The organism is Phocaeicola dorei (genome assembly GCF_013009555.1).
Classification (GTDB): domain Bacteria; phylum Bacteroidota; class Bacteroidia; order Bacteroidales; family Bacteroidaceae; genus Phocaeicola; species Phocaeicola dorei.
In genome coordinates this window covers 2,905,837-2,926,665 of sequence record NZ_CP046176.1, presented here as the reverse complement: position 1 = coordinate 2,926,665, position 20,829 = coordinate 2,905,837, and the positions used below count along the sequence as shown (strand labels likewise).

15 protein-coding genes are annotated in these 20,829 nt (G+C 38.7%); 11 read left to right on the top strand and 4 right to left on the bottom strand.

The window, feature by feature from the left end:
• Positions 1-10 precede the first annotated feature (10 nt).
• The 7 genes from GKD17_RS12280 to GKD17_RS12250 all read left to right on the top strand — a co-directional run bounded on the left by GKD17_RS12280 (position 11) and on the right by GKD17_RS12250 (position 7,463).
• The gene (locus GKD17_RS12280; protein WP_007835151.1) at positions 11-838 is read left to right on the top strand and encodes an alpha-1,2-fucosyltransferase; all 828 of its coding nucleotides are present in this window, start codon (positions 11-13) and stop codon (positions 836-838) included.
• Positions 839-916: 78 nt separating this feature from the next.
• The gene (locus GKD17_RS12275) at positions 917-1,651 is read left to right on the top strand and encodes an acyltransferase (RefSeq protein ID WP_007835154.1); all 735 of its coding nucleotides are present in this window, start codon (positions 917-919) and stop codon (positions 1,649-1,651) included.
• Positions 1,632-2,666 carry a glycosyltransferase gene (locus GKD17_RS12270; RefSeq protein ID WP_007835155.1) on the top strand — a complete coding sequence of 345 codons (1,035 nt, stop codon included), beginning with the start codon at positions 1,632-1,634 and terminating at the stop codon, positions 2,664-2,666. The genes GKD17_RS12275 and GKD17_RS12270 overlap by 20 nt, the downstream gene beginning before the upstream one ends.
• A 70-nt stretch (positions 2,667-2,736) precedes the next feature.
• Positions 2,737-4,650: an HAD family hydrolase gene (locus GKD17_RS12265; RefSeq protein WP_007835156.1), complete on the top strand. Its 1,914-nt coding sequence runs from the start codon at positions 2,737-2,739 to the stop codon at positions 4,648-4,650.
• 1 nt (position 4,651) lies between these two features.
• A complete protein-coding gene (locus GKD17_RS12260) occupies positions 4,652-5,746 on the top strand; it encodes a glycosyltransferase (RefSeq protein ID WP_007835159.1) in 1,095 nt (364 codons plus the stop codon).
• 8 nt (positions 5,747-5,754) lie between these two features.
• Positions 5,755-6,468, top strand: coding sequence for a WecB/TagA/CpsF family glycosyltransferase (locus GKD17_RS12255; RefSeq protein ID WP_007835160.1), 714 nt, complete (start codon positions 5,755-5,757; stop codon positions 6,466-6,468).
• 185 nt (positions 6,469-6,653) lie between these two features.
• Entirely contained in the window at positions 6,654-7,463 is an 810-nt protein-coding gene (locus GKD17_RS12250; RefSeq protein WP_050553491.1) for a YjbH domain-containing protein, read from the top strand.
• A gap of 106 nt (positions 7,464-7,569) precedes the next feature.
• Here GKD17_RS12250 and GKD17_RS12245 read toward each other — a convergent pair whose 3' ends face one another.
• Together GKD17_RS12245 and GKD17_RS12240 are read right to left on the bottom strand one after the other, a co-directional pair.
• Positions 7,570-8,730 carry an acyltransferase gene (locus tag GKD17_RS12245; RefSeq protein WP_007835165.1) on the bottom strand — a complete coding sequence of 387 codons (1,161 nt, stop codon included), beginning with the start codon at positions 8,728-8,730 and terminating at the stop codon, positions 7,570-7,572.
• A gap of 180 nt (positions 8,731-8,910) precedes the next feature.
• Complete coding sequence (locus tag GKD17_RS12240; protein ID WP_007835166.1) at positions 8,911-11,016, bottom strand: M3 family metallopeptidase; 2,106 nt, start codon at positions 11,014-11,016, stop codon at positions 8,911-8,913.
• A gap of 321 nt (positions 11,017-11,337) precedes the next feature.
• Here GKD17_RS12240 and GKD17_RS12235 point away from each other — a divergent pair, with 321 nt between their 5' ends.
• From GKD17_RS12235 to GKD17_RS12220, 4 genes are all read left to right on the top strand, one after another.
• On the top strand, positions 11,338-13,647 hold the full coding sequence (locus GKD17_RS12235; protein WP_007835167.1) for an ABC transporter permease: 2,310 nt from the start codon (positions 11,338-11,340) through the stop codon (positions 13,645-13,647).
• 34 nt (positions 13,648-13,681) lie between these two features.
• Complete coding sequence (locus GKD17_RS12230) at positions 13,682-14,356, top strand: ABC transporter ATP-binding protein (protein WP_007835169.1); 675 nt, start codon at positions 13,682-13,684, stop codon at positions 14,354-14,356.
• Between the two features lie 20 nt (positions 14,357-14,376).
• On the top strand, positions 14,377-16,689 hold the full coding sequence (locus GKD17_RS12225) for an ABC transporter permease (protein ID WP_007835171.1): 2,313 nt from the start codon (positions 14,377-14,379) through the stop codon (positions 16,687-16,689).
• 127 nt (positions 16,690-16,816) lie between these two features.
• A complete protein-coding gene (locus GKD17_RS12220) occupies positions 16,817-18,031 on the top strand; it encodes an IS256 family transposase (RefSeq protein ID WP_007839275.1) in 1,215 nt (404 codons plus the stop codon).
• 117 nt (positions 18,032-18,148) lie between these two features.
• Here GKD17_RS12220 and GKD17_RS12215 read toward each other — a convergent pair whose 3' ends face one another.
• Both GKD17_RS12215 and GKD17_RS12210 read right to left on the bottom strand, forming a co-directional pair.
• Positions 18,149-18,586, bottom strand: coding sequence for a hypothetical protein (locus tag GKD17_RS12215; RefSeq protein ID WP_007835173.1), 438 nt, complete (start codon positions 18,584-18,586; stop codon positions 18,149-18,151).
• Between the two features lie 276 nt (positions 18,587-18,862).
• Positions 18,863-20,719, bottom strand: coding sequence for a gamma-glutamyl-gamma-aminobutyrate hydrolase family protein (locus GKD17_RS12210; protein ID WP_007835174.1), 1,857 nt, complete (start codon positions 20,717-20,719; stop codon positions 18,863-18,865).
• Between the last annotated feature and the right edge of the window lie 110 nt (positions 20,720-20,829).

Below are 20,829 nucleotides of genomic sequence, written 5' to 3'. Positions count from 1 at the left end.
AAGTATTGAAATGAAATTTTTTGTTTTTGGTGGAGGATTAGGTAACCAACTTTTCCAGTATAGTTATTATAGATATTTGAAGAAGAAATATCCTTCAGAAAGAATTTTGGGAATATATCCTGATAGTTTAAAGGCACATAATGGGATAGAGATTGATAAATGGTTTGATATAGAATTACCTCCAACTTCTTATTTATATAATAAATTGGGCATTCTTCTATATCGTGTGAATCGCTTTTTATATAATCATGGCTATAGATTGTTATTTTGTAATAGGGTTTATCCTCAATCTATGAAACATTTTTTTCAATGGGGAGATTGGCAAGATTATTCTATTATAAAACAAATAAATATTTTTGAATTTCGCTCGGAACTTCCTATAGGAAAGGAAAACATGGAATTTCTTAAAAAAATGGAGACCTGTAATTCAATCTCAGTGCATATTCGTCGTGGCGATTATTTGAAAACAGATTTAATACATATTTATGGTGGTATATGTACATCGAAATATTATCGGGAAGCAATTAAATTCATGGAACAAGAGGTGGAAGAGCCGTTTTTTTTCTTTTTCTCTGATGATTGTTTATATGTGGAAACAGAATTTGCTGATATAAGAAATAAAATAATCATATCACATAATAGAGATGATCGCAGCTTCTTTGATATGTACCTGATGGCTCATGCTAAAAATATGATTTTGGCAAATAGTACCTTTTCATGTTGGGCAGCTTATTTAAATAGGACAGCAAAAATAATTATAACTCCAGACCGATGGGTGAATACTGATTTTTCAAAATTAGAAGCTTTGCCAAATGAATGGATAAAAATTCGTGTATAATTTATAGGTAATGTTCAAATGCTCTAAGTAACATATTAATAGGTTTTTATATTAAATATTCATTGTACAATTCAATATATGATAAAATTATCATCTATAACAGCGCATATATTAGATATTTGGCATCGCCGAAACAGCAGATCGTACATTGCTCATCTGCGTTCACTGGGTATAAGAATTGGTGATGGTTGCATTTTTAGAGATCCGCTGACTACGAGAATCGATGTTTCAAGGCCAGCCTTGGTTTCCATTGGTAGTAATGTTGATATGAATACATATTTCCAGATATTGACGCATGATTGGGCTAGCTTTGTTTTTAGGAATAAATATCATGATTTTGTGAATTCTTCAGGAAGAGTGGAAATAGGTTCGAATATTTATATTGGCACAAATGTCATTGTATTACGTGGTGTTACTATTGGTGATAACTGTGTTATAGGTGCTGGCAGTGTTGTAACACATGATATCCCTGCCAATAGTGTAGCGGTAGGAGCTCCTTGTCGTGTAGTGTGTTCATTAGATGAATATTATCAAAAACGGAAAGTCAAAGGATTGCAGGAAGCTGTGGAACATGTTAAGGCTTTTCAAAAGAATTTTGGTCGAGATCCTTTGCCTCATGAATTATATGAAGAATTCATCTATTTTGTAGATGCCTCAAATGTAGAGGAATATGAACGTCAAGGTGTGCCTGTTCGGTCTCAGTTAAGTATAGCTTATGGTGATTGGTTATCTACTCATAAGGCGAAATTTTCGTCTTATGATGATTTTATTCAATATGTAAATCAAAAAATGAATGAAACAGCCGAAAGTTAGTATAATAGTCCCTGTTTATAATGTGGAGAAATATCTTGATCGTTGCATGCAATCGCTTCTTGGGCAAACGCTGAAAGAATTAGAAATTATTCTAGTGGATGACGGTTCACCGGATAATAGTCCTGCATTATGTGATAATTATGAATCAGCGTCAGATAATTTGCATTGGCCGATTATCAAGGTGATTCATAAAATTAATGAAGGTCTTGGCTTTGCCCGTAATTCGGGGTTGGAGATAGCTACTGGTGAATATATAGCATTTCTGGATTCCGATGATTTTGTAGATGTGAATATGTATGAACAGTTATATTTAAAAGCAAAGGCCAAGGATATTGATGTTGTTTATTGTAATTGCAATATTTATAAAGATAAAAAGCATATTTATCCTCGAAAAGATGTAGAGGAGGAGGTTGTCTTCAGAGGGCGTGAAGCTGTTGATGATTTTTTGCTTGATATGATAGCTCCATTGCCTGAATATCATCATGATGTTCGCTATATGATGTCGGTGTGGCATGCTATATATCGTCATAGCATTTTTATGGAGCATAGAGTACAGTTTGTGTCTGAACGTGAATTTGTGAGCGAGGATATTATTTTTGATATTGATTTTCTTTCACATGTAAGGAGTGTATGTTATCTGCCTGATTGTTTGCACTATTATGTTGTAAATCCATATTCGCTTTCTCATACTTATGATGATGCCAAATACCATAAAATGGTAAATTTATCTCGGATAATAAAAGAGCGATTGGCAAAAATTTACTCTGAAGAGAAATATTATTTGCATTATCTTCGCTCGGTATTTTTTCTTCTTCGTAATACTGTAATGCGTATGGTGTTAGCTGGTGAAACAGATCAGAAGATCAAAAGAATATTAGAAGAAAAACTATATCAAGAATTATTGTCTAATTATCCTTATCAACGAATGGATTTAAAGCATAGAATAGTATTTTTTTTATTGAAATATAAATGCATTTTATTATTAAAGATGCTGTTTAAATCTGGTAAATCTTAGTCAGAACCCCAAATATTAATCAGCGAGATTTCCCTATTTATTAGGGTCTCTAATCAATTGAGGCTTATATATGGATCATAAATTGAAATATATATTAAAACATGATTGTGTATCTTTTGACATATTTGATACGTTAGTAAAAAGATATGTTTCCTTGCCTACAGATGTGTTTGATATAGTTGAATTGAGGTATAACAGTTTACATGGTACCAGTAATGAGAAAATAAGAGGTTTTAAGGAATTGAGGATAAATGCCGAACTTAAGGCTAGAAAAAAAATAATAGAAGAAGTTTCAATCGATGAAATTTATAATTTTATAGAATTTAGTCCAGCTATAAATGAAGAATTGAAAAACCTAGAATTGAAGACGGAGTACGAAGTTTGTATTCCCAATAAATCTATTGTCGGTCTTTTTAATGAATGCCTTAAGAATGGAAAAAAAGTAATAATAACATCAGATATGTATCTTCCTGAAGATATAATAAAGGATATTTTAAGTCATTGTGGCATTACAGGTTATGAAAAACTTTATCTTTCTTCATCTATAAAAAGAACTAAAAGAACAGGGGCTTTGTTTCGTTATATCTTAGATAAAGAAAATCTAAAACCTTGTCAATTAGTTCATATTGGAGACACACTAAAGTCTGATTTTATTAGACCAAAGATAATGGGTATACATACAACTATGATAACTCTTACAAAGTCAAAAGTAGATAATACAAGCTATTTATCCCTATTAAATAATGTCATTGATTATATGTGTCAAACAAAAGAGGATTATTTTAAATATTTGGGCTATAGATGTTTGGGCCCTTTATTATGGGGATATATTCATTGGCTAATTAAAAATTTTCAAAAAGAAGATCTTAATAAGATTTATTTTTTTGCTCGTGATGGGCTTATCATGAAAAAAGCATTCGATATTGTTAACAAAGATGAGAGGCTGAAAAGTTATTATCTAGAAGTATCGAGAAGGAGTTTGCGAGTACCCATTTTGTGGAATGATCCATCATTTATTAATTTATTGACCATGCTGTCACCTTCCAAAAGGATATCATTGAAGTCAATATTTGATGGAGTTGGATTAAATATTATTGATCATATAGCTTTAGTTAGAAAATATGGATATGATTTAAATTCTTATTTCTATAGAAATACCATATTGGAAGAAAATAGATTAATGCTTTTATATAATGAGTTGCAGAATGAGATTATTTTAAACTCAAAAAAAGAATTTGTCTTAATGTGTGAATATATGAAGCAAATGCACGTTGAAGGACGTTTTGCAGTTGTGGATATAGGGTGGTCAGGTGGTATGCAGAGATTTCTTCAAAAGTCACTGGGAATAATAGGTATAGAAAATGAAATTTTAGGTTATTATACAGGGGTAGCTGATTATTATAAACGAAATATGAATGATGGAAAACTATCATTACATGGATATTTGTTCGATTTTTATAATAATGTAAACAGTGTGGATAAACGAAGTCCGTTTGTTGGACTTTATGAAACATTGTTTTTAGAGCAAAAAGGATCTGTAAAAAACTATATTCGTGACAAAAATGAATGGCTTGTGGCAGAGAGATATGATTATGAATATCAAATGAATGGCGAATTACAAGAGGAGTATTATATTGTAGAAAAAATTCAGTCAGCAGCTCTAGATTTCATTAATGATATAGAAGCAATAGAGTTTGTAAAATATATTCCTTTCACTCCGGATGTGTTGTTTGCGAATTTAAAAGCAGTGGGATTATCTCCTTCTCGAAAGGATTTAAAGATGTTGGCAAAATTTAGATTTTTTGATGAGGGAGAGACTTTTTCATTAGTTTCTAGTAAGTCGTTTATTTATTATGTGTTTAATCCTCAATGTTTAAAAAATGATTTATTGTCTAGTAAATGGAAAATAGGTTTTTTAAAATGCTTGCTTAAAATTCCTTTTCCATACTTTAAACTTTATAAAATATTGAAAAACAGAAACTAAAATGACAAGAATACTTGTTGAGAATTTAAATGGTTTGGATCTAGGTGGCATAACTACTCATATATTCAATTATATTTCAGTCTTACAGCGAAGCAGTGATTATAAAATTGATATAGTGGTAACGGTACAAGAAAACAATGATGTTATAGATAAATTCAAGTCTCTAGGGTGTGGAATCATTCATTTGCCACATCGGCAGAAGCAATTATTTCGTTATATAATGGCATTATGTCGCATAATGTATAAAGGAAGTTATGACATTGTTCATATACATGGAAACAGTGCTACAGCTGTTTTGGAATTACAAATTGCAAAATGGTTAGGTATAAAGGCAAGAATTATACATAATCATTCTAGTTGTTGCCAACATAAAATTTTAAATAAATTATTGTTGCCTGGATATAGGCGTTCGTTCACTCAGGCTATAGCTTGTTCTATTGAAGCTGGTGAATGGCTTTATGGTGAAACACAATTTACTATTTTGCGTAATGCTATCAAAGTGGAACCTTTTATATTCAATGTAGATAAAAGAAAGACAATGCGGTGTGTCTTTGGTTTTAAAGATGATGAATATGTGGTAGGCCATATCGGTATATTCATGGAAGCAAAAAATCACTCCTTTCTTATTGAAGTGTTTGCCAAATATCATGCTTTACAGCCAAAGTCAAAATTATTGCTAATTGGTGATGGTGAACTGCGCCATCTTGTAGAAGCGGCAATAGATAAAAATAAAGTCAATGATTGTGTAATATTGGCTGGATTGCGTTCTGATATCTCAGATGTGTTACAAGCAATAGATATTTTTCTTTTTCCTTCTATTTATGAAGGTATGCCATTATCTGTGGTAGAAGCACAGGCATCAGGTCTACCATGCATTATTTCGGATGCTGTAACTAAAATGGTAAACATAGGTGAAGATGTAATTCAATTACCTTTAAGTAAAGGTGCTGACTATTGGGCGGAATATCTCGGTAATGTTAAATACGAATTGTCTCGTCAAGAACGTTGCGAAAGAAATACTGAACTTATCACTAAAGCGGGTTATAATATAGAAACGGAGGCGGAAAACCTCATGAAAATTTACAAAAACTTGTAGTATAAAATATGACATCCCTCTTAGTCAATCACATTTTGCAAACAGAGAAATGGACGTCTCCCGAACTTTTCGAAACGAAAAACAGAATTTACACCTTTCTCAACCCCGTATCTTACCTCATAGCTTTAGAAAACAAATCCCTATTTGAACAATTCGATGGTATTTTTGCCGATGGCTCTTTACTGGTTTCTGCCATAAGATTAGTATACGGAAAGCGAGTGACCAGACGTAGTTTTGATATGACCTCCCTTGCTCCCGAATTGTTGAATTACCTCATGGAAAGCCGTAAAACGCTCTATATCGTAGCCTCGGGTCAAGAACAAGTGGAGTGTTCTGTGAGGATATTTCAAGAGCAGTATCCGAAGTTACGCATTGCAGGGTTCAGGAACGGATATTTCTCTTCGGATGCTGAAATGAATAAGGAAGCTTCTCATATAGTCGAATTAAATCCGGATTTTCTGATAGTAGGTATGGGGGCCTTGATGCAGGAAAAGTTTCTGCTTAAGGTAAAAAAGATGGGTTACCAAGGCATCGGCTTTACGTGTGGTGGCTTTGTTCACCAAACGGCAATGAATAGGATGCACTATTATCCGGACTGGGTTGATAAGATGAATTTGCGTTTCGTTTATAGAATGTATAAGGAGAAACATACACGTACAAGATATCTGCAAGCTGCATTCTTGTTTCCGGTACGCTTTATCGGGGAAAGAATTTTCGGATGAAAGAGCAGACTTTGCTTATTGCCATGTAAATAATGGAGAATGGCAACAACAGGACGAAGATAGCAGTAGGAATAATTTTTCCGAGTATTTTTAATACATCTGTTTTCATGCTGCAAATATAAATTAAAATTCATAGAATAGTGAAATTAAGAACTCTAATATTTCTGGGGGGACTCTTTGGAGGAATGAATGTTATCAAAGGGCAGGCTTTTTATGGTACTACAGGACTACTTCATGCACCTACTGCCGTTATGCAGAAAGATAAAACCGTTATGCTGGGAGGAAATATGCTGGATGTAAATATACTTTCCCGATATTGGGTGAGAAGTGAATATCATCCCTATACCTATAACTATTATATAAATTGTACTCTGTTTCCTTGGCTGGAAGTAGCATATACTTGTACGTTGGTAAAGGGGATACATGGTTCTTCTTATTGGCCTCAGCAAACTTGGGGCAGGTTTACCAATCAGGACAGATCGTTTCATTTCCGGTTGAGGGCATGGAAAGAAGGCTGGTGGAAGGCTTGGACGCCTCAGGTAGTGATTGGTGCGAATGATCCGGGAAGCCATTCTTCAAATGGAGGTGGAGACATAGATTGGGGGGGCGGTGGTAGCGGAAACCACAATTACTTGACACGTTATTATCTGGCGGCAACGAAACATGTTGAATTTAGTGGAATAGGTACAGTGGGGGTTCATGTAGCTTGGGTTATCGGTAAAGCTATGAGTGATGTGCATTATAGCCGTCCTGCTGCAGGGGTAAACTTTCATTTTGGCATGAAGGGCGAAGGTTTCTGGCAGAAAGCTCTGAATGGATTTAATCTGATGGTGGAAGTGTGTCCCGGACATGCGGAAGATCTGCATACAGCAACTTATACTGTGAATGTGGGTGGAACTTATTCAATATGGAAAGACCATATCAATCTTATTGCTGAACTGAATGACGGTAAATATTTTAGCGGAGGTATATTCTTTAAATTACATCTCAAATAACTGACTTGATTTCTAGTGGATGAAGCATTATAAGAATAGCCGGAATCACTTGGAAAGAGTAGTTCTGGCTATTCTTATATAACGATATTTGTATGTCCTGTTTTTATTATCCTACAATGTATTTAGCATTCTTGCCGCTTATTTTACGAATGAATACCACAAGCAGCCACGATACGCCAAATGCCACGACTGCGGCAGCGGGAATTTGTAAAGGCACGGGAACACCGATATTGCGCATCAGGACTACACCCGGACCTGTGAAAAAATAATGTATCATATAGATGCCAAAACCACATACGGTCAAGTTTGCCAGCATACGCTGGATCAGTTCTGAGCGTACTTTTACTTTCTTGGCTATGAGGAAGAAAGGGATAGTCATCATAATCACATTCAAAGAATTATAGGTGAAGAACAGTTCTAACATTTCATCACTGCATTGTGGTAATGCGGTCATGTGGCGGAAACCGAAGAATGTGACCATGTAACCTGCCAGAAACATGGGGATACAGACCGACAGTGTCTTACTCCATGACCAGTCGTGGTTGCGCAGATAGTGTCCCAATAGCAAGTACCCGTTGAATCCGGCAAAATAATAGAGCATATTGAATGAGTTCCACGCACAGCCTCCCCAAATGTATGGGGATACGAACTGATAATAATAAGGTAACAAACCAGTTATTCCCCATGCGACAAGAAACCATAGTTTGGCTTTCTCCGAGGCCTTTTCTACCCATGCGGAGAAAATAGGAAGGTATAGATATAATCCGATAAGCAGATAGATATACCACATATGTACGTCTAATAAAGAGAAATTGAGAGGCATTTTTGCTATATAACCCAATGATACGTTGAGTGACTGACGGGCGGCTTCTTCACCGCTATAAGGGAAAAAGTCAAGAATTATTTCGGGATTAAGTCCCAGCAATCCTGTAAACCAAGGAAATAAATTATAAATGACACTCCAGATAAGGAACGGCCAAAATACACGGCTGATTCTTTTTTTGTAGAAAGCGGATATTTCGCCACGTACGGGAAGCAGCAATGCTCCTGTAATCATGACAAACAGTGGGACACACGGACGGAGAAAGGCTCCGTAGGCGGCTCCCCAGAATTTGATTTCATCAATGTTGGCTGGCGGTTCGCCGGGGTAAAAGTTGAACGGGTCTGCACTATGGCAGCAAACTACGGTGAACATGGCTACCAAACGAACGACATCCAGCCATACCACATGTTTTCTTGTGGTGTTCATAGCAATAGGTTGATTCATAATTTAATTTTTGATTTGACAGGCATAAAGGTACGCTTTCTCTGAGGATTATTTCTTGCTTTGGAACAAAAAATAAAAAGAACTATCCGCAATCATACTACGAAATGAGAATCCTCCCACTGCAAGAATCACAATCATTTGTCTTTCGCAGGGGGAGGAATTCTATTTTGGGTTAGAGGGTTATTTTAGTCCTCTGTTCTTCAACAAGGGATCAATACCGGGTTCTTTGCCGCGGAAATTGACATACATGTCCATCGCATCGTCAATGCAGCCGGGAGTGAGGATATATTTGCGGAACTTACCGGCCACTTCCTGATTGAAAATATCGCCCGTTTCCTTGTATGCCTCGTATGCGTCACAATCCAGCACTTCCGCCCAAATATAACTATAGTAACCGGCAGTATATCCACCACCCATGGTATGGTTGAAATAAGTGGTGCGGTAGCGTGACGGAATTTGTTTCAGCAATCCGCGCTTACCTAATGTTTCTGTTTCGAACTGCATAACGTCCATATCATTGGGAATTTCTTTTAATACATGATAATCCATATCCAGCAGGGAAGCAGCTAAATATTCAGCCGTAGCGAAGCCTTGTCCGTATTTGCCACTCTTGTCCATTTTTTCAACCAGTCCGGCAGGAATAACTTCACCTGTCTGATAATGTTTGGCATATACATTCAATACCTCCGGTTCAAAAGCCCAATGCTCATCTATCTGTGACGGCAGTTCTACAAAATCACGCGGAACACTAGCCACACCATAATAATGTACATCTTTGAAAAGATTATGTAAAGCATGTCCGAATTCGTGGAACAAGGTATTCGCTTCGTCTGCACTGAGCAAAGCGGGTTGTCCGGCTGCCGGTTTGGTAAAGTTGCATACCACGGTTACTACAGGAGCCACTTTCTTGCCGTCCTTGTAGGTCTGTGAACGATAGCTTCCGCACCATGCGCCACCTTTCTTGCTGGCACGCGGAAAGAAGTCCATATAGAGTACACCTAGATGAGAACCGTCTTTGTCCTTACATTCGAATGCCTGTGCATCGGGATGAGGGAGGGGAAGATTGTCCAGCTGGGTGAAAGTGATACCGTATAGTTTGTTGGCAACATAGAACACACCGTTACGTACGTTTTCCAGTTTCAGATAAGGACGTACCTGATTTTCATCCAAGTCGAATTTGGCTTTCTTGGCCCGGTCTGCATAATAACGCCAGTCCCAACCTTCGGCTGTGAAGGTTTTTCCGTCTTTCTTTATTTCGGCATTGATATCTGCCAGTTCTTCTTTGGCTTTGGACAGAGTAGGTGTCCAAATCTGGTCTAATAATTTATATACGGCATCCGGTGTTTTCGCCATACGTTCTTCCAGTGCAAAGGAAGCATAGTTTTCATATCCCATCAGCTTGGCTTTTTCCAGACGGGCTTTGAGCAGTTTGCGTACCACTTCCTTGTTGTCGTATTCATTTCCGTTATTTCCTCTGTTAATGTATCCTTTGAATATCTTTTCGCGCAGGTTTCGGTTGTCGGCATATTGCAGGAAAGGCATGACGCTGGGATTATGCAGGGTGAAAATCCATTTGCCTTCCATGCCTGCTTCTTTAGCTGTTTCGGCAGCACTGGCAATCAGGTTTTGGGGTAATCCGGCTAAGTCTTCTTCTTTGTCCACGATCAATTGGAAAGCATTGGTTTCCTTCTGCATATTTTGGCCGAAGGTGAGCTGCAACATGGAAATCTCACTATTTAATTCACGCAATTTTTTTTGACTTTCGGCATCCAGGTTGGCACCTCCACGTACAAAATCTTTATAGGTTTCTTCCAACAACTTCTTTTGCTCTTTGTCCAAATTGCCGGGATTTTCATAGACAGCTTTGATACGTGCAAAAAGTTTTTCATTTAAGGCGATGTCATCGCTGTGTTTTGATTGTAGTGGAGAGAGTTCACGGCTCAGTGCATCCATTTCATCATTGGTATTGGCGCTTTTCAGTCCGTAGAATACGGTGCTGACTTTACGAAGTAACGTTCCGCTTTGATCCAGTGCTGCAATGGTATTCTGGAAAGTGGCGGGTTCGGGGTTGTTTACTATAGCGTCAATCTCTTTCTGTTGTTCTTCCATGCCCTGCAAAAAGGCGGGTTTGTAATGTTCCATCTTGATTTGGTCGAAAGGAGGAACCTGGAAGGGAGTTGTGTACTCCGAAAGGAATGGATTTCCGGTAGGGGCTGCCTGTTTCCCTTGCGAACCGCAACCGCTTAATATGGCAACCGCACAGGCTGCCAAAAGAATGTGTTTCATAATAATTTGTTTTATATAGGTGATAATGCAAAGATAGTAAAATAAGGCAAATTCCAATAAGTTTGAAGCGTAGAACTATTTGTTTGTTTTTATAGTTTGTCTAATTATCATACATCATTGTCTAATAATTAGACAGACTGTTTCTTTTTGTTCTTTTGCAATATGTTGTTAATCAGTTGTTTGTTTGCGTGGCACGGTTTTAGCATTTCTATTATAGAGAACGAATTATAGAAACTTTAGTTTCTTATACACTTTATGGGAAGTAACGTTGTGAAACGGGACTTCTCTCTTTCAAAATAATAATGATTAAAAACACGAAATATGAAACAGATTTATTATGTCATTCAGGCTTTGATACATGGACGAAGTTCTAATATAATAAAAGTCGTCTCGTTAGGCTTGGGCCTGACTATGAGTATTTTGCTTTTCTCAAGAGTTGTGTATGAGCAGAGTTTTGATACTTGTTTTAAGGATCATGATAAATTATACCAATTGTGGAATATATGGACAGTAAATGGGGAACCTCTTCCTCCTAGTGAATATATTATCGGTGCAGCTGCCGGAGGCATACTGGATGCAATGCCGGAAATTGTGGAATCGGCGGCAAGTGCGGGGATATGGCCGGTATCATCACCTGTTTACAACGGAAGTGTCCGTTTTGATGATTTTAAAGTTGCTGCTGATTCATTGTTTTTTCAGACAATGGGTATTGAGGTCTTGAGTGGTGATCCGGTACGCGAATTGCAGCAAAAAGATGTAATTTTCCTGAGTAAAGATTTGGCGGATAAAATGTTTGGCGGTGAGAACCCGATTGGTAAAATAATTAGTTTCAATAAGGAAATTGAGTTGACAGTCAAAGGAACGTATGCTGCTTTACCTGAGAATTGTACTATGCGACCGAAGGCCGTCATTTCCTTGCCTTCTATCTGGAGCCGCCGGATAGGAAATTATTCATGGAACGGTGGGGACAGCTGGAAAGAATATATCCGGTTGAAGCAGGATATTGATTTGGATGAATTGAACAAGCGTATTGATATGGTAGTACAGCAACATATTCCCAGAAGTGATAAGTTTGGAATCACTGTCATGGCAAAACCTGTTCGGGATACGTACCGTGGATATGATGAAGTGAAAAGAATGCGTAATATTATGCTTATTTTAGGTATATCTATTTTGTTTATCACGACATTGAATTATGTGTTGATTTCTATTTCTTCATTGAGCCGGCGTGCCAAAAGTATTGGTGTTCATAAATGCAGCGGAGCGGGGACGGGTACTGTTTTTGGTATGTTTATGTGGGAAACAGGTATTATTATTTTGCTTTCATTGTTTTTGATGGTTTTTTTAATGTTTAATTTCCGGGAGTTTGTGGAAGATACTACAGCTGCTAAACTGGAGTCCCTTTTTGCGGTGGAACGTATTTGGGTGCCTTTGGGAGTGACTGCTGTCTTATTCCTCATTGGTGGTGTGCTGCCGGGACGAATTTTTTCAAAGATACCGGTCACACAGGTTTTCCGGCGTTATACAGAGGGTAAAAAAGGATGGAAACGTCCGTTATTGTTTATCCAATTTGCAGGAGTGGCTTTTATATGTGGATTGATGTGTGTAGTGATGCTCCAGTATCATTATGTTATTAATAAAGATCCGGGTTATAATCCTGAGCGGGTAGTGATTGGTATTAATAATGCACCGGATGCTGAAGCTCGGCTTGCTGCCCGTCACTTTTATGAAGGGCTTCCATACGTGGAAGCATTGACCTCAGCAACTAGCTATCCGTCTAATGGATATAGCGGGCAGATGATACCGGATGAGAAAGGAACGAGCCTTTTTTCCAGTCGCTATGATTTTACTCAGGAGAATTATGTCGCTTTTATGGGAATGGCCATACAGCAAGGGCGTGTACCGCGTGAATCCGGTGAGGTGGCTGTCAATGAGGAATTTGTGCGGAGAATGCATTGGGGAAAAGATGTTTTAGGTAAGAGTATTCAGACAGAAGAAGGACGTGTCAAAATAGTAGGTGTGATTAAAGATTTTAATATTGACGGATTCTACTCAGAGCTGAAACCATTTGTTCTGCACCATCATCCCAGAGATTTGGCTGATCTTGTTTATCTCCGTCTGAAGGAACCCTTTGGTGAGAATCTTCAGAAACTGAACCGTGATGCTGCCGAAGCTTTTCCGAATCAAACAGTCGGTTTTGAAAGCTTGGAACAAAAAATGGCGGATAGTTATAATTCCGTTCGTGTATTTCGTAATGCGACTTTATTGGCGGCAATTGCCATCTTGTTTATTACTTTGATGGGACTGATAGGCTATATTAATGATGAATTACAGCGACGTTCGAAAGAAATTGCTATTCGTAAAGTGAATGGAGCTGAGTCATTTGCGATATTGGAAATGTTGGTGCAAGATGTTCTTTGGATTTCTTTCCCGGCTGTAGTCGCAGGTACATTAGGAGCATGGTATGTAGGTGGTTTATGGATGGAACAGTTTGCTGTGACTGTAGGTTCGCTTGTTCCTTATTATGTATGTGTAGCTATTGTGGTCTTGATATTGATTGTCAGTTGTGTCATTTCCAAAACATGGCGCATTGCCAATGAGAATCCAGTAAAGAGTATTAAATCAGAATAAGGATCAATAGAACAAACAATTAAAATTTATTATTATGATACAGATTGAAAATTTAAGTAAGGTATTTCGTACTTCAGAAGTAGAAACAATTGCGTTGAATCATGTAAATATAGAGGTGAAAGAAGGAGAGTTTGTAGCTATTATGGGACCATCAGGTTGTGGAAAATCCACGTTGTTGAACATTCTCGGATTATTGGATAATCCTTCGGAGGGTAGTTATAAACTGATAGGAAAAGAGGTGGCCAATCTAAAAGAGAAGGAACGTACCCGTTTGCGCAAGGGTGTGATAGGTTTCGTGTTCCAGAGTTTTAATCTGATAGACGAACTGAATGTTTTTGAAAATGTGGAGTTACCGTTGACTTATCTTGGAATCAAGGCCAGTGAGCGTAAGGAGCGTGTTCTGGAAATTTTAAAGCGAATGAATTTGAGTCATCGTGCCAAGCATTTTCCGCAACAGCTTTCCGGTGGTCAACAACAGCGTGTGGCTATTGCCCGTGCTGTGGTTACTAATCCTAAATTGATCCTCGCCGATGAGCCTACTGGTAATTTGGACTCAAAGAACGGTGCTGAAGTAATGAATCTATTGACCGAACTTAACAAGGAGGGGACTAGTATTGTTATGGTAACTCACTCTCAGCATGATGCCGGATTTGCTCATCGTGTCATTCATTTGTTTGATGGTAGCGTAGTGGCGAACATTAAAGAATAATTAATGAAAGGAGGGTTGTTATGAAACAAATCTATTATGCAATACAATCGATATTACACGGCCGTGGAAGCAACGTGACGAAAGTCATATCGCTTTCATTAGGTCTGACTATTGGTATTTTGCTTTTTTCACAAATAGCATTTGAACTCAATTATGAGAAATGTTACCCTGAGGCCGACCGATTGGTATTGGTACGTGGAGGGGGAGAGAATGTGAAGACTGGAGAGAAAGGAGAAGGATATGATGATAGCTTGTTTGCTCCGATGGCAGAAGCGTTCCGCAGTGATTTGTCACAATGGATTGAAAATGCTACAGTCATTTTCAATTTTGAGACATTAAATGTATTCAAGGATGGTCATAAGCTGAAAGATGTAAATTACGCTTATGTAGATACTTGCTATTTCCGTACTTTCGGCATCAAAGTATTGAAAGGAAATCCTGAGGAATTACAAAGGGCGGGGAGTATATTTGTTTCTGAAACTTTTGTTCGTGATGCTTTTGGTGGGCAGGACCCTGTGGGACAAAAATTGTCCTTGGATAAACAGCATGAACTGACAGTCCGTGGTGTTTATCAGGATACTCCGGAAAATACTGCCTATCATTTTGATTTTGTAGCTCCCATTTATGCCGGAGGTGGCTATATAGGGGGTGGAACATGGGGACGTAATGACATTTATTATACTATTCTCCGTTTGCGCGATGGGGTGGACAGAGAAGAAATCAATCGTCAGATATACAAGGCTATGCAAAAATATTATCCTGATTCTGCTGATGATGAATGGAGAAGCTTTTATGATGCACAGCCATTGCCCGAAATTCATCTGGATGACTCAAATACCCGCACTCGCCTTTACATTTATGGTTTTTTGGGCTTTGCTATATTTTTTGTGGCGATCATGAACTATGTATTAGTAGCTATTGCTACCATGAGCCGCAGAGCAAAAAGCATAGGTGTGCATAAGTGTAGTGGTGCCAGTGCAATCAACATTTTCAGTATGTTCCTTTTTGAGACAGGGATTGTGGTATTAATTTCCGTTATAGTGGCCCTCTTTATTATTTTCAATACCAAAGATCTGATAGAAGATTTACTTTCGGTGCAGTTATCTTCACTCTTTACATTGGAAACTCTATGGGTTCCGATGCTCATTGTTTTTGTACTGTTCATGGTAGCCGGAGTGTTACCGGGAAGATTGTTTTCACGCATTCCTGTCACTCAAGTTTTTCGTCGTTACACAGATGGGAAAAAAGGGTGGAAGCGTTCTCTTTTATTTGTACAATTTATGGGAGTATCTTTTGTAATGGGGATTTTGTTAGTATCTTTGATGCAGTATCATCATTTGATTAATAGTGATATGGGTATCCGTACTCCAGGATTGGTGGAGGCGGAGACATGGATGTCACCCGAAGAAGCTGAGAATATGGTTAGCGATCTTCGTCGTCAACCCATGGTGGAAAATGCCACCCGTTCTATGCATGGGGTTCTGGGAGAGTATTGGACTCGTGGGCTGATTGATAATAGTGGCAAGAGAATAGAAACCTTGATGTATAATCCTTGTGATAAAAATTATGCTGAAACCATGGGGATTACTATTATTGAAGGGAAAGATATGCAGAATGAGGGGGATGTATTGGTCAACGAAGAAGTAGTGCGGCTGATGAAATGGACAGATGGGGCAGTAGGCAAACGATTGAATGATTTTGATAAAGCTGGCACCATTGTTGGTGTATTCCGTAATGTGCGCAATACGTCTTTTCTCTATAAGCAGTTTCCCGTAGCTTTAGTTTATAGTCATAATACTAGCCACACTTTTGATGTACGTTTAAGGCAGCCATACGATGAGAGTTTGAAAAAACTGAACGAATACATGGAGCAGGTGCATTCCACTAAGGCATTGGAATTTATTCCGATAGATACCATGCTGAAGGAAATCTATCGTAATGTATACCGTTTTCGTAATTCTGTATGGATTACTTCTACTTTTATTTTGCTTATTGTTGTTATGGGGTTGATAGGCTATGTGAATGATGAAACACAACGTCGCAGTAAGGAAATAGCCATCCGTAAGGTGAATGGTGCCGAAGCTTCGACTATTCTCCGGTTGCTGTCCCGTGATATATTGTATGTTGCTGTTCCATCGGTTTTGATAGGAATTGTTGTATCATACTTTACAGGAAAAGCCTGGTTGGATCAATTTGCCGAAACGATAGACATGAATGCGTTGTATTTTGTCGGAACAGCATTGGTGATTATCGCTCTGATAGTGGTGTGTGTCGTTGTTAGAGCTTGGCGTATCGCTAATGAGAATCCAGTAAATAGCATTAAGAGTGAGTAGTATATTGGGAAAAAGGAGAGCGGGATGATATGTGTTGGGTGTCATCCCGCTTTTTTCGAGGCTGTAATTTAAACTGTGTCAGCAAAGCAAACAAATAAAGTATTAACTTTGCTAACACAGTTTTTTTATGAGTGAAGAATTTGATTTTGAAAGGATCAAGAACAAGGCAATCGAGCAGCTCAAGGCTGGCAAGCCCTTGTTGGGTAAGGACGGAGCTTTTGCCCCGTTATTGGAGAGCATTTTAAATGCAGCTTTAGAAGGTGAGATGGATGCCCATCTTTCCGAGGATGAACGCATGAGTGGCAACCGTCGTAATGGCAAGATGCAGAAGCAGGTGCAAACTTCTATGGGTGAGGTGACCGTTTCTACCCCCCGTGATCGTAATTCCACCTTCGATCCTCAGTTTATAAAGAAGCGGGAGACCATTCTCGCGGAAGGTGTTGCTGACCGCATAATCGGCCTTTATGCCCTTGGTAATAGTACACGTGAAATAAGCGATTGGATGGAAGAGAATCTTGGTAACCGTGTGTCTGCCGAAACAATCAGTTCCATCACTGACCGGGTACTTCCGGAAATAAAAGCGTGGCGTTCGCGTAGCCTGGATTATATTTATCCGATAGTCTGGATGGATGCCATTCATTATAAAGTCATGGATGAGAGAGGCTGTGCCATTACCCATGCAATCTACAACGTATTGGCTATAGATAAGGACGGTCGTAAGGATTTGCTTGGGATGTACATCTCTAAGAATGAGGGGGCAAACTTCTGGTTGAATGTGCTGACCGATTTACAGAACCGTGGTGTACACGACATTCTCATAGCTTGTGTCGATGGTCTGAGGGGCTTCCCGGATGCCATCCAAAGCGTATTCCCTGATACCATAGTGCAACTTTGTATCGTCCATCAGATACGTAACTCCATCAAATACGTCGGCAGTAAACACCAGAAGGAGTTTCTTAAAGATCTGAAACGGGTTTACGGTGCAGTCAGCAAGGATGCCGCTGAAACGGAGCTTCTTGATTTAGATCAGAAATGGGGAGAGAAATATCCTATCGTCATCAAGTCGTGGCAGGACAACTGGGAAAAGCTCACTGAATACTTCCAGTTCACATCCGATATACGTCGTATGATTTATACGACGAATACCGTTGAAGGCTACCACCGGCAAATACGGAAAGTTACAAAAAACAAGGGTGTGTTCCCTAATGACACCGCCCTTGAGAAGCTTGTCTACCTCGCTTATCGCAACATACGCAAGAAATGGACTATGCCACTGGCTAATTGGGGCACCATTGCCCAACAACTGGCGATAAAGTTTGGAGATAGATTTAAGTTGTTGTAATTTTACGCTCGTCGGGAGTGCTGGTGCACCCCCTTGGCGCTGGCCGATCCCCGACCGATGAGCTTGAAAGAAAAACAGCGCATGACACAGTTTATTTTACGCCCCCCTTTTTTCTTTTTACCTGATTCCTGTGAAATTTACATTAATACCATCCAATGAGCCTTTTAAGAAGTTTCCGGCTAGCCATACATTTTCAAAATATGAAACGTCACTGGGACCGTAAACCATACGGATGCATGTCTGTGAACTGTTATCCCATCTCCATTCAAAATTGTACCTGTCTTCGGTTACATAGCCGTTCCGATGTTCTATTCGTATGATGTCTGTGCCTGTTCTATTTTCGTAAAAGTCTAGTCGTTGTGTGTAGTATTCACCGTCTTGTTCCCAAGTTTCCTGCCAGGTCCGGCTGCATAGTTCCCGAGTGGTTCTGTAATATATTTCGCTGTAATCATCATCATCGTACCAACTTTCTATGGATACTTCACAGGAGGTTAGGTTAACCATTATTATCAGTACAACTACCATTCCGAAGTATTTCAGTATTTTTGTTCTCATATCCGTTAATTTTAAAATTTGTTTTTCTTATGTCACAAAGATAAGTGGAGGGAATGATACAATAAACGGAATATTCCTATTTGTAAAGGAGAGTTTCCCTATTTGTAATAGGAAAATTCCTATGGTGAGGAGAGGGGAATAAGGTCTGTCTTATTTCTTTTACTATTAAACTGTAAGTTACAAAAAGAGGCTGTCCATTGGTGAAACAGCCCCGATAATTTCTGAAAAATGATAATAGGATATTTCTATATATTTTTAATTATCCTTGTTTGGGTATTATCTGCGTTTTTTTGAAGAAAGAAGTGGTGCTTCCTGTACTTGCTTCATTACTCTCAAGAGATTACCTCCCCAAATCTTCCTTAAGTCTTCTTCTGTATATCCTTTTTCAATCATTTTTATGGTCAGATTAATCAAGTCATTATCTCCATTGCATCCTTGCAAACCACCACCGCCGTCAAAGTCCGTACCTATTCCTACATGGTCTATGCCGGCTACTTTAATCATGTGGTCTAAATGTTCGACTGCATCACAAACGGATGCGGCTTTTGGGGTTTTATTGATATAGGTATCGAGGAGACATAACTGTGCCACTCCGCCATTTTTCGCTAGGGCACGGAGTTGTTCGTCTGTTAGATTACGGTCATGGTCGCATAAAGTCCTTGACGAGGAATGAGAGGCGATGATAGGTTGTGTACTATATTTTATAACATCCCAGAAAGTACCTTCACTGGCATGTGATATATCTATCATAATACCTAACCGGTTCATTTCCTTCACTACCTCACGACCAAACTGTGTCAGTCCTTGAGTAGCATCTTCCGTATGAGTGGACGAATGGCAAATATCGTTATCGTAAGAATGGCAGAGAGTTATATAATTGACTCCCATCTGTTTGTATTTTTTTATATTCTTGAGGTCCTTGCCGATGGCGTAACCATTCTCGATCCCTATAAAGAAAGCTTTCTTGCCTTCATTCTTTAAACGTACCAAATCCTTTTCCGTAAGGGCGATGCCACAAAAATCTTTGTATTTCGCTACTTCGTCATAAATGGATTGAATCAACAGGGTGGTGCTTTCTACGGCTTTTTGTGAAGATACGTCATCTCGTTTTCCCTGCCATATAAATGCGGCTAGAAACTGTGCATCCAATTTACCTTCCTCCATTTTTTGGATGCTGACCATGTTGTCTTTTCTCAAGCCTACGCTGTAACCGTTTTTAAACCAAAGAGGAGTATCTGTATGAGTGTCAATGGATAGAATACGGCTATGAATTTTTTTAGCTAGATGGAATGTATCAGCCTTGTTCACTAGGAATTTAAATAATTTATGCATGGTGGTATCTCCGGCTGCTGTAAATATTTCCGGATGAAATTGTACACCTATCATTTGTCGTATGGGATAAGCTTCTATAGCTTCCGCTATACTGTCGGGCGCCCAAGCCGTGATTTTGAATCCCGGTGCTAATTTCCGGATAGCCTGATGATGGAATGTATTGACTTGCAGCACTTCTTGTCCTGTAATTTCTGCCAACTTGCTTTCCTTTATGATGGATATCGGATGGGTGGGGGTAGTGCCGGATTCTTCTTGGCGATGGTTGACACTTGAGGAATGTTGTGTGGGCAGATCCTGATATAAAGTTCCACCGAAAGCTACATTCATTAATTGCAGTCCCCTGCAAATTCCTAATATGGGAATATTCCGGTCTGCGGCCATTTTTAGCACCATTAAGTCGAAGGTATCCCGGGCGGGGCTTACTTCTTCCAGTTTTTCATAAGGAAGGTCACCATAATATATCGGTTGGATATCTTCTCCACCTGTAAAGACAATTCCGTCCAGCTGGGATACAATTTGACGCAGTATCTCTACATTATCCGTTACAGGTATCATATAAGGAATTCCTCCAGAGAGAATGACTGACTGTACATATGCCGTGTTTACGGCTGTCCGTTTCGGACTTATATCTGTAGAAATTCCAATCAGGGGAGACCTTTTTATTCCGGGAATCAGTTCGGAATCCACTTTTTGATTCAATTGGACGAGTGCTTCGGGCAAAGGATTCTTTTGACTTTTTTGTGCTTGTACATGGCAACATCCCAAAGCTAATAGTAATACAAAGAGGCATTTGTTTTTCATATGAGTATAGATTTTGTCTTGTAGACAAATGTATAAACTATGTTTTTCTTAAAAAAATAAAATGCCATAAAAATAGAGTAGGAGGTACTTGTTCTAAGTATCTCCTACTT

Bases quoted from the DNA above. Each gene is read 5' to 3' on its own strand.
- GKD17_RS12280 (WP_007835151.1), top strand. From the start codon at position 11: ATGAAATTTTTTGTTTTTGGTGGAGGATTAGGTAACCAACTTTTCCAG.
- GKD17_RS12275 (WP_007835154.1), top strand. From the start codon at position 917: ATGATAAAATTATCATCTATAACAGCGCATATATTAGATATTTGGCAT.
- GKD17_RS12270 (WP_007835155.1), top strand. From the start codon at position 1,632: ATGAAACAGCCGAAAGTTAGTATAATAGTCCCTGTTTATAATGTGGAG.
- GKD17_RS12265 (WP_007835156.1), top strand. From the start codon at position 2,737: ATGGATCATAAATTGAAATATATATTAAAACATGATTGTGTATCTTTT.
- GKD17_RS12260 (WP_007835159.1), top strand. From the start codon at position 4,652: ATGACAAGAATACTTGTTGAGAATTTAAATGGTTTGGATCTAGGTGGC.
- GKD17_RS12255 (WP_007835160.1), top strand. From the start codon at position 5,755: ATGACATCCCTCTTAGTCAATCACATTTTGCAAACAGAGAAATGGACG.
- GKD17_RS12250 (WP_050553491.1), top strand. From the start codon at position 6,654: ATGAATGTTATCAAAGGGCAGGCTTTTTATGGTACTACAGGACTACTT.
- GKD17_RS12245 (WP_007835165.1), bottom strand. From the start codon at position 8,730: ATGAATCAACCTATTGCTATGAACACCACAAGAAAACATGTGGTATGG.
- GKD17_RS12240 (WP_007835166.1), bottom strand. From the start codon at position 11,016: ATGAAACACATTCTTTTGGCAGCCTGTGCGGTTGCCATATTAAGCGGT.
- GKD17_RS12235 (WP_007835167.1), top strand. From the start codon at position 11,338: ATGAAACAGATTTATTATGTCATTCAGGCTTTGATACATGGACGAAGT.
- GKD17_RS12230 (WP_007835169.1), top strand. From the start codon at position 13,682: ATGATACAGATTGAAAATTTAAGTAAGGTATTTCGTACTTCAGAAGTA.
- GKD17_RS12225 (WP_007835171.1), top strand. From the start codon at position 14,377: ATGAAACAAATCTATTATGCAATACAATCGATATTACACGGCCGTGGA.
- GKD17_RS12220 (WP_007839275.1), top strand. From the start codon at position 16,817: ATGAGTGAAGAATTTGATTTTGAAAGGATCAAGAACAAGGCAATCGAG.
- GKD17_RS12215 (WP_007835173.1), bottom strand. From the start codon at position 18,586: ATGAGAACAAAAATACTGAAATACTTCGGAATGGTAGTTGTACTGATA.
- GKD17_RS12210 (WP_007835174.1), bottom strand. From the start codon at position 20,719: ATGAAAAACAAATGCCTCTTTGTATTACTATTAGCTTTGGGATGTTGC.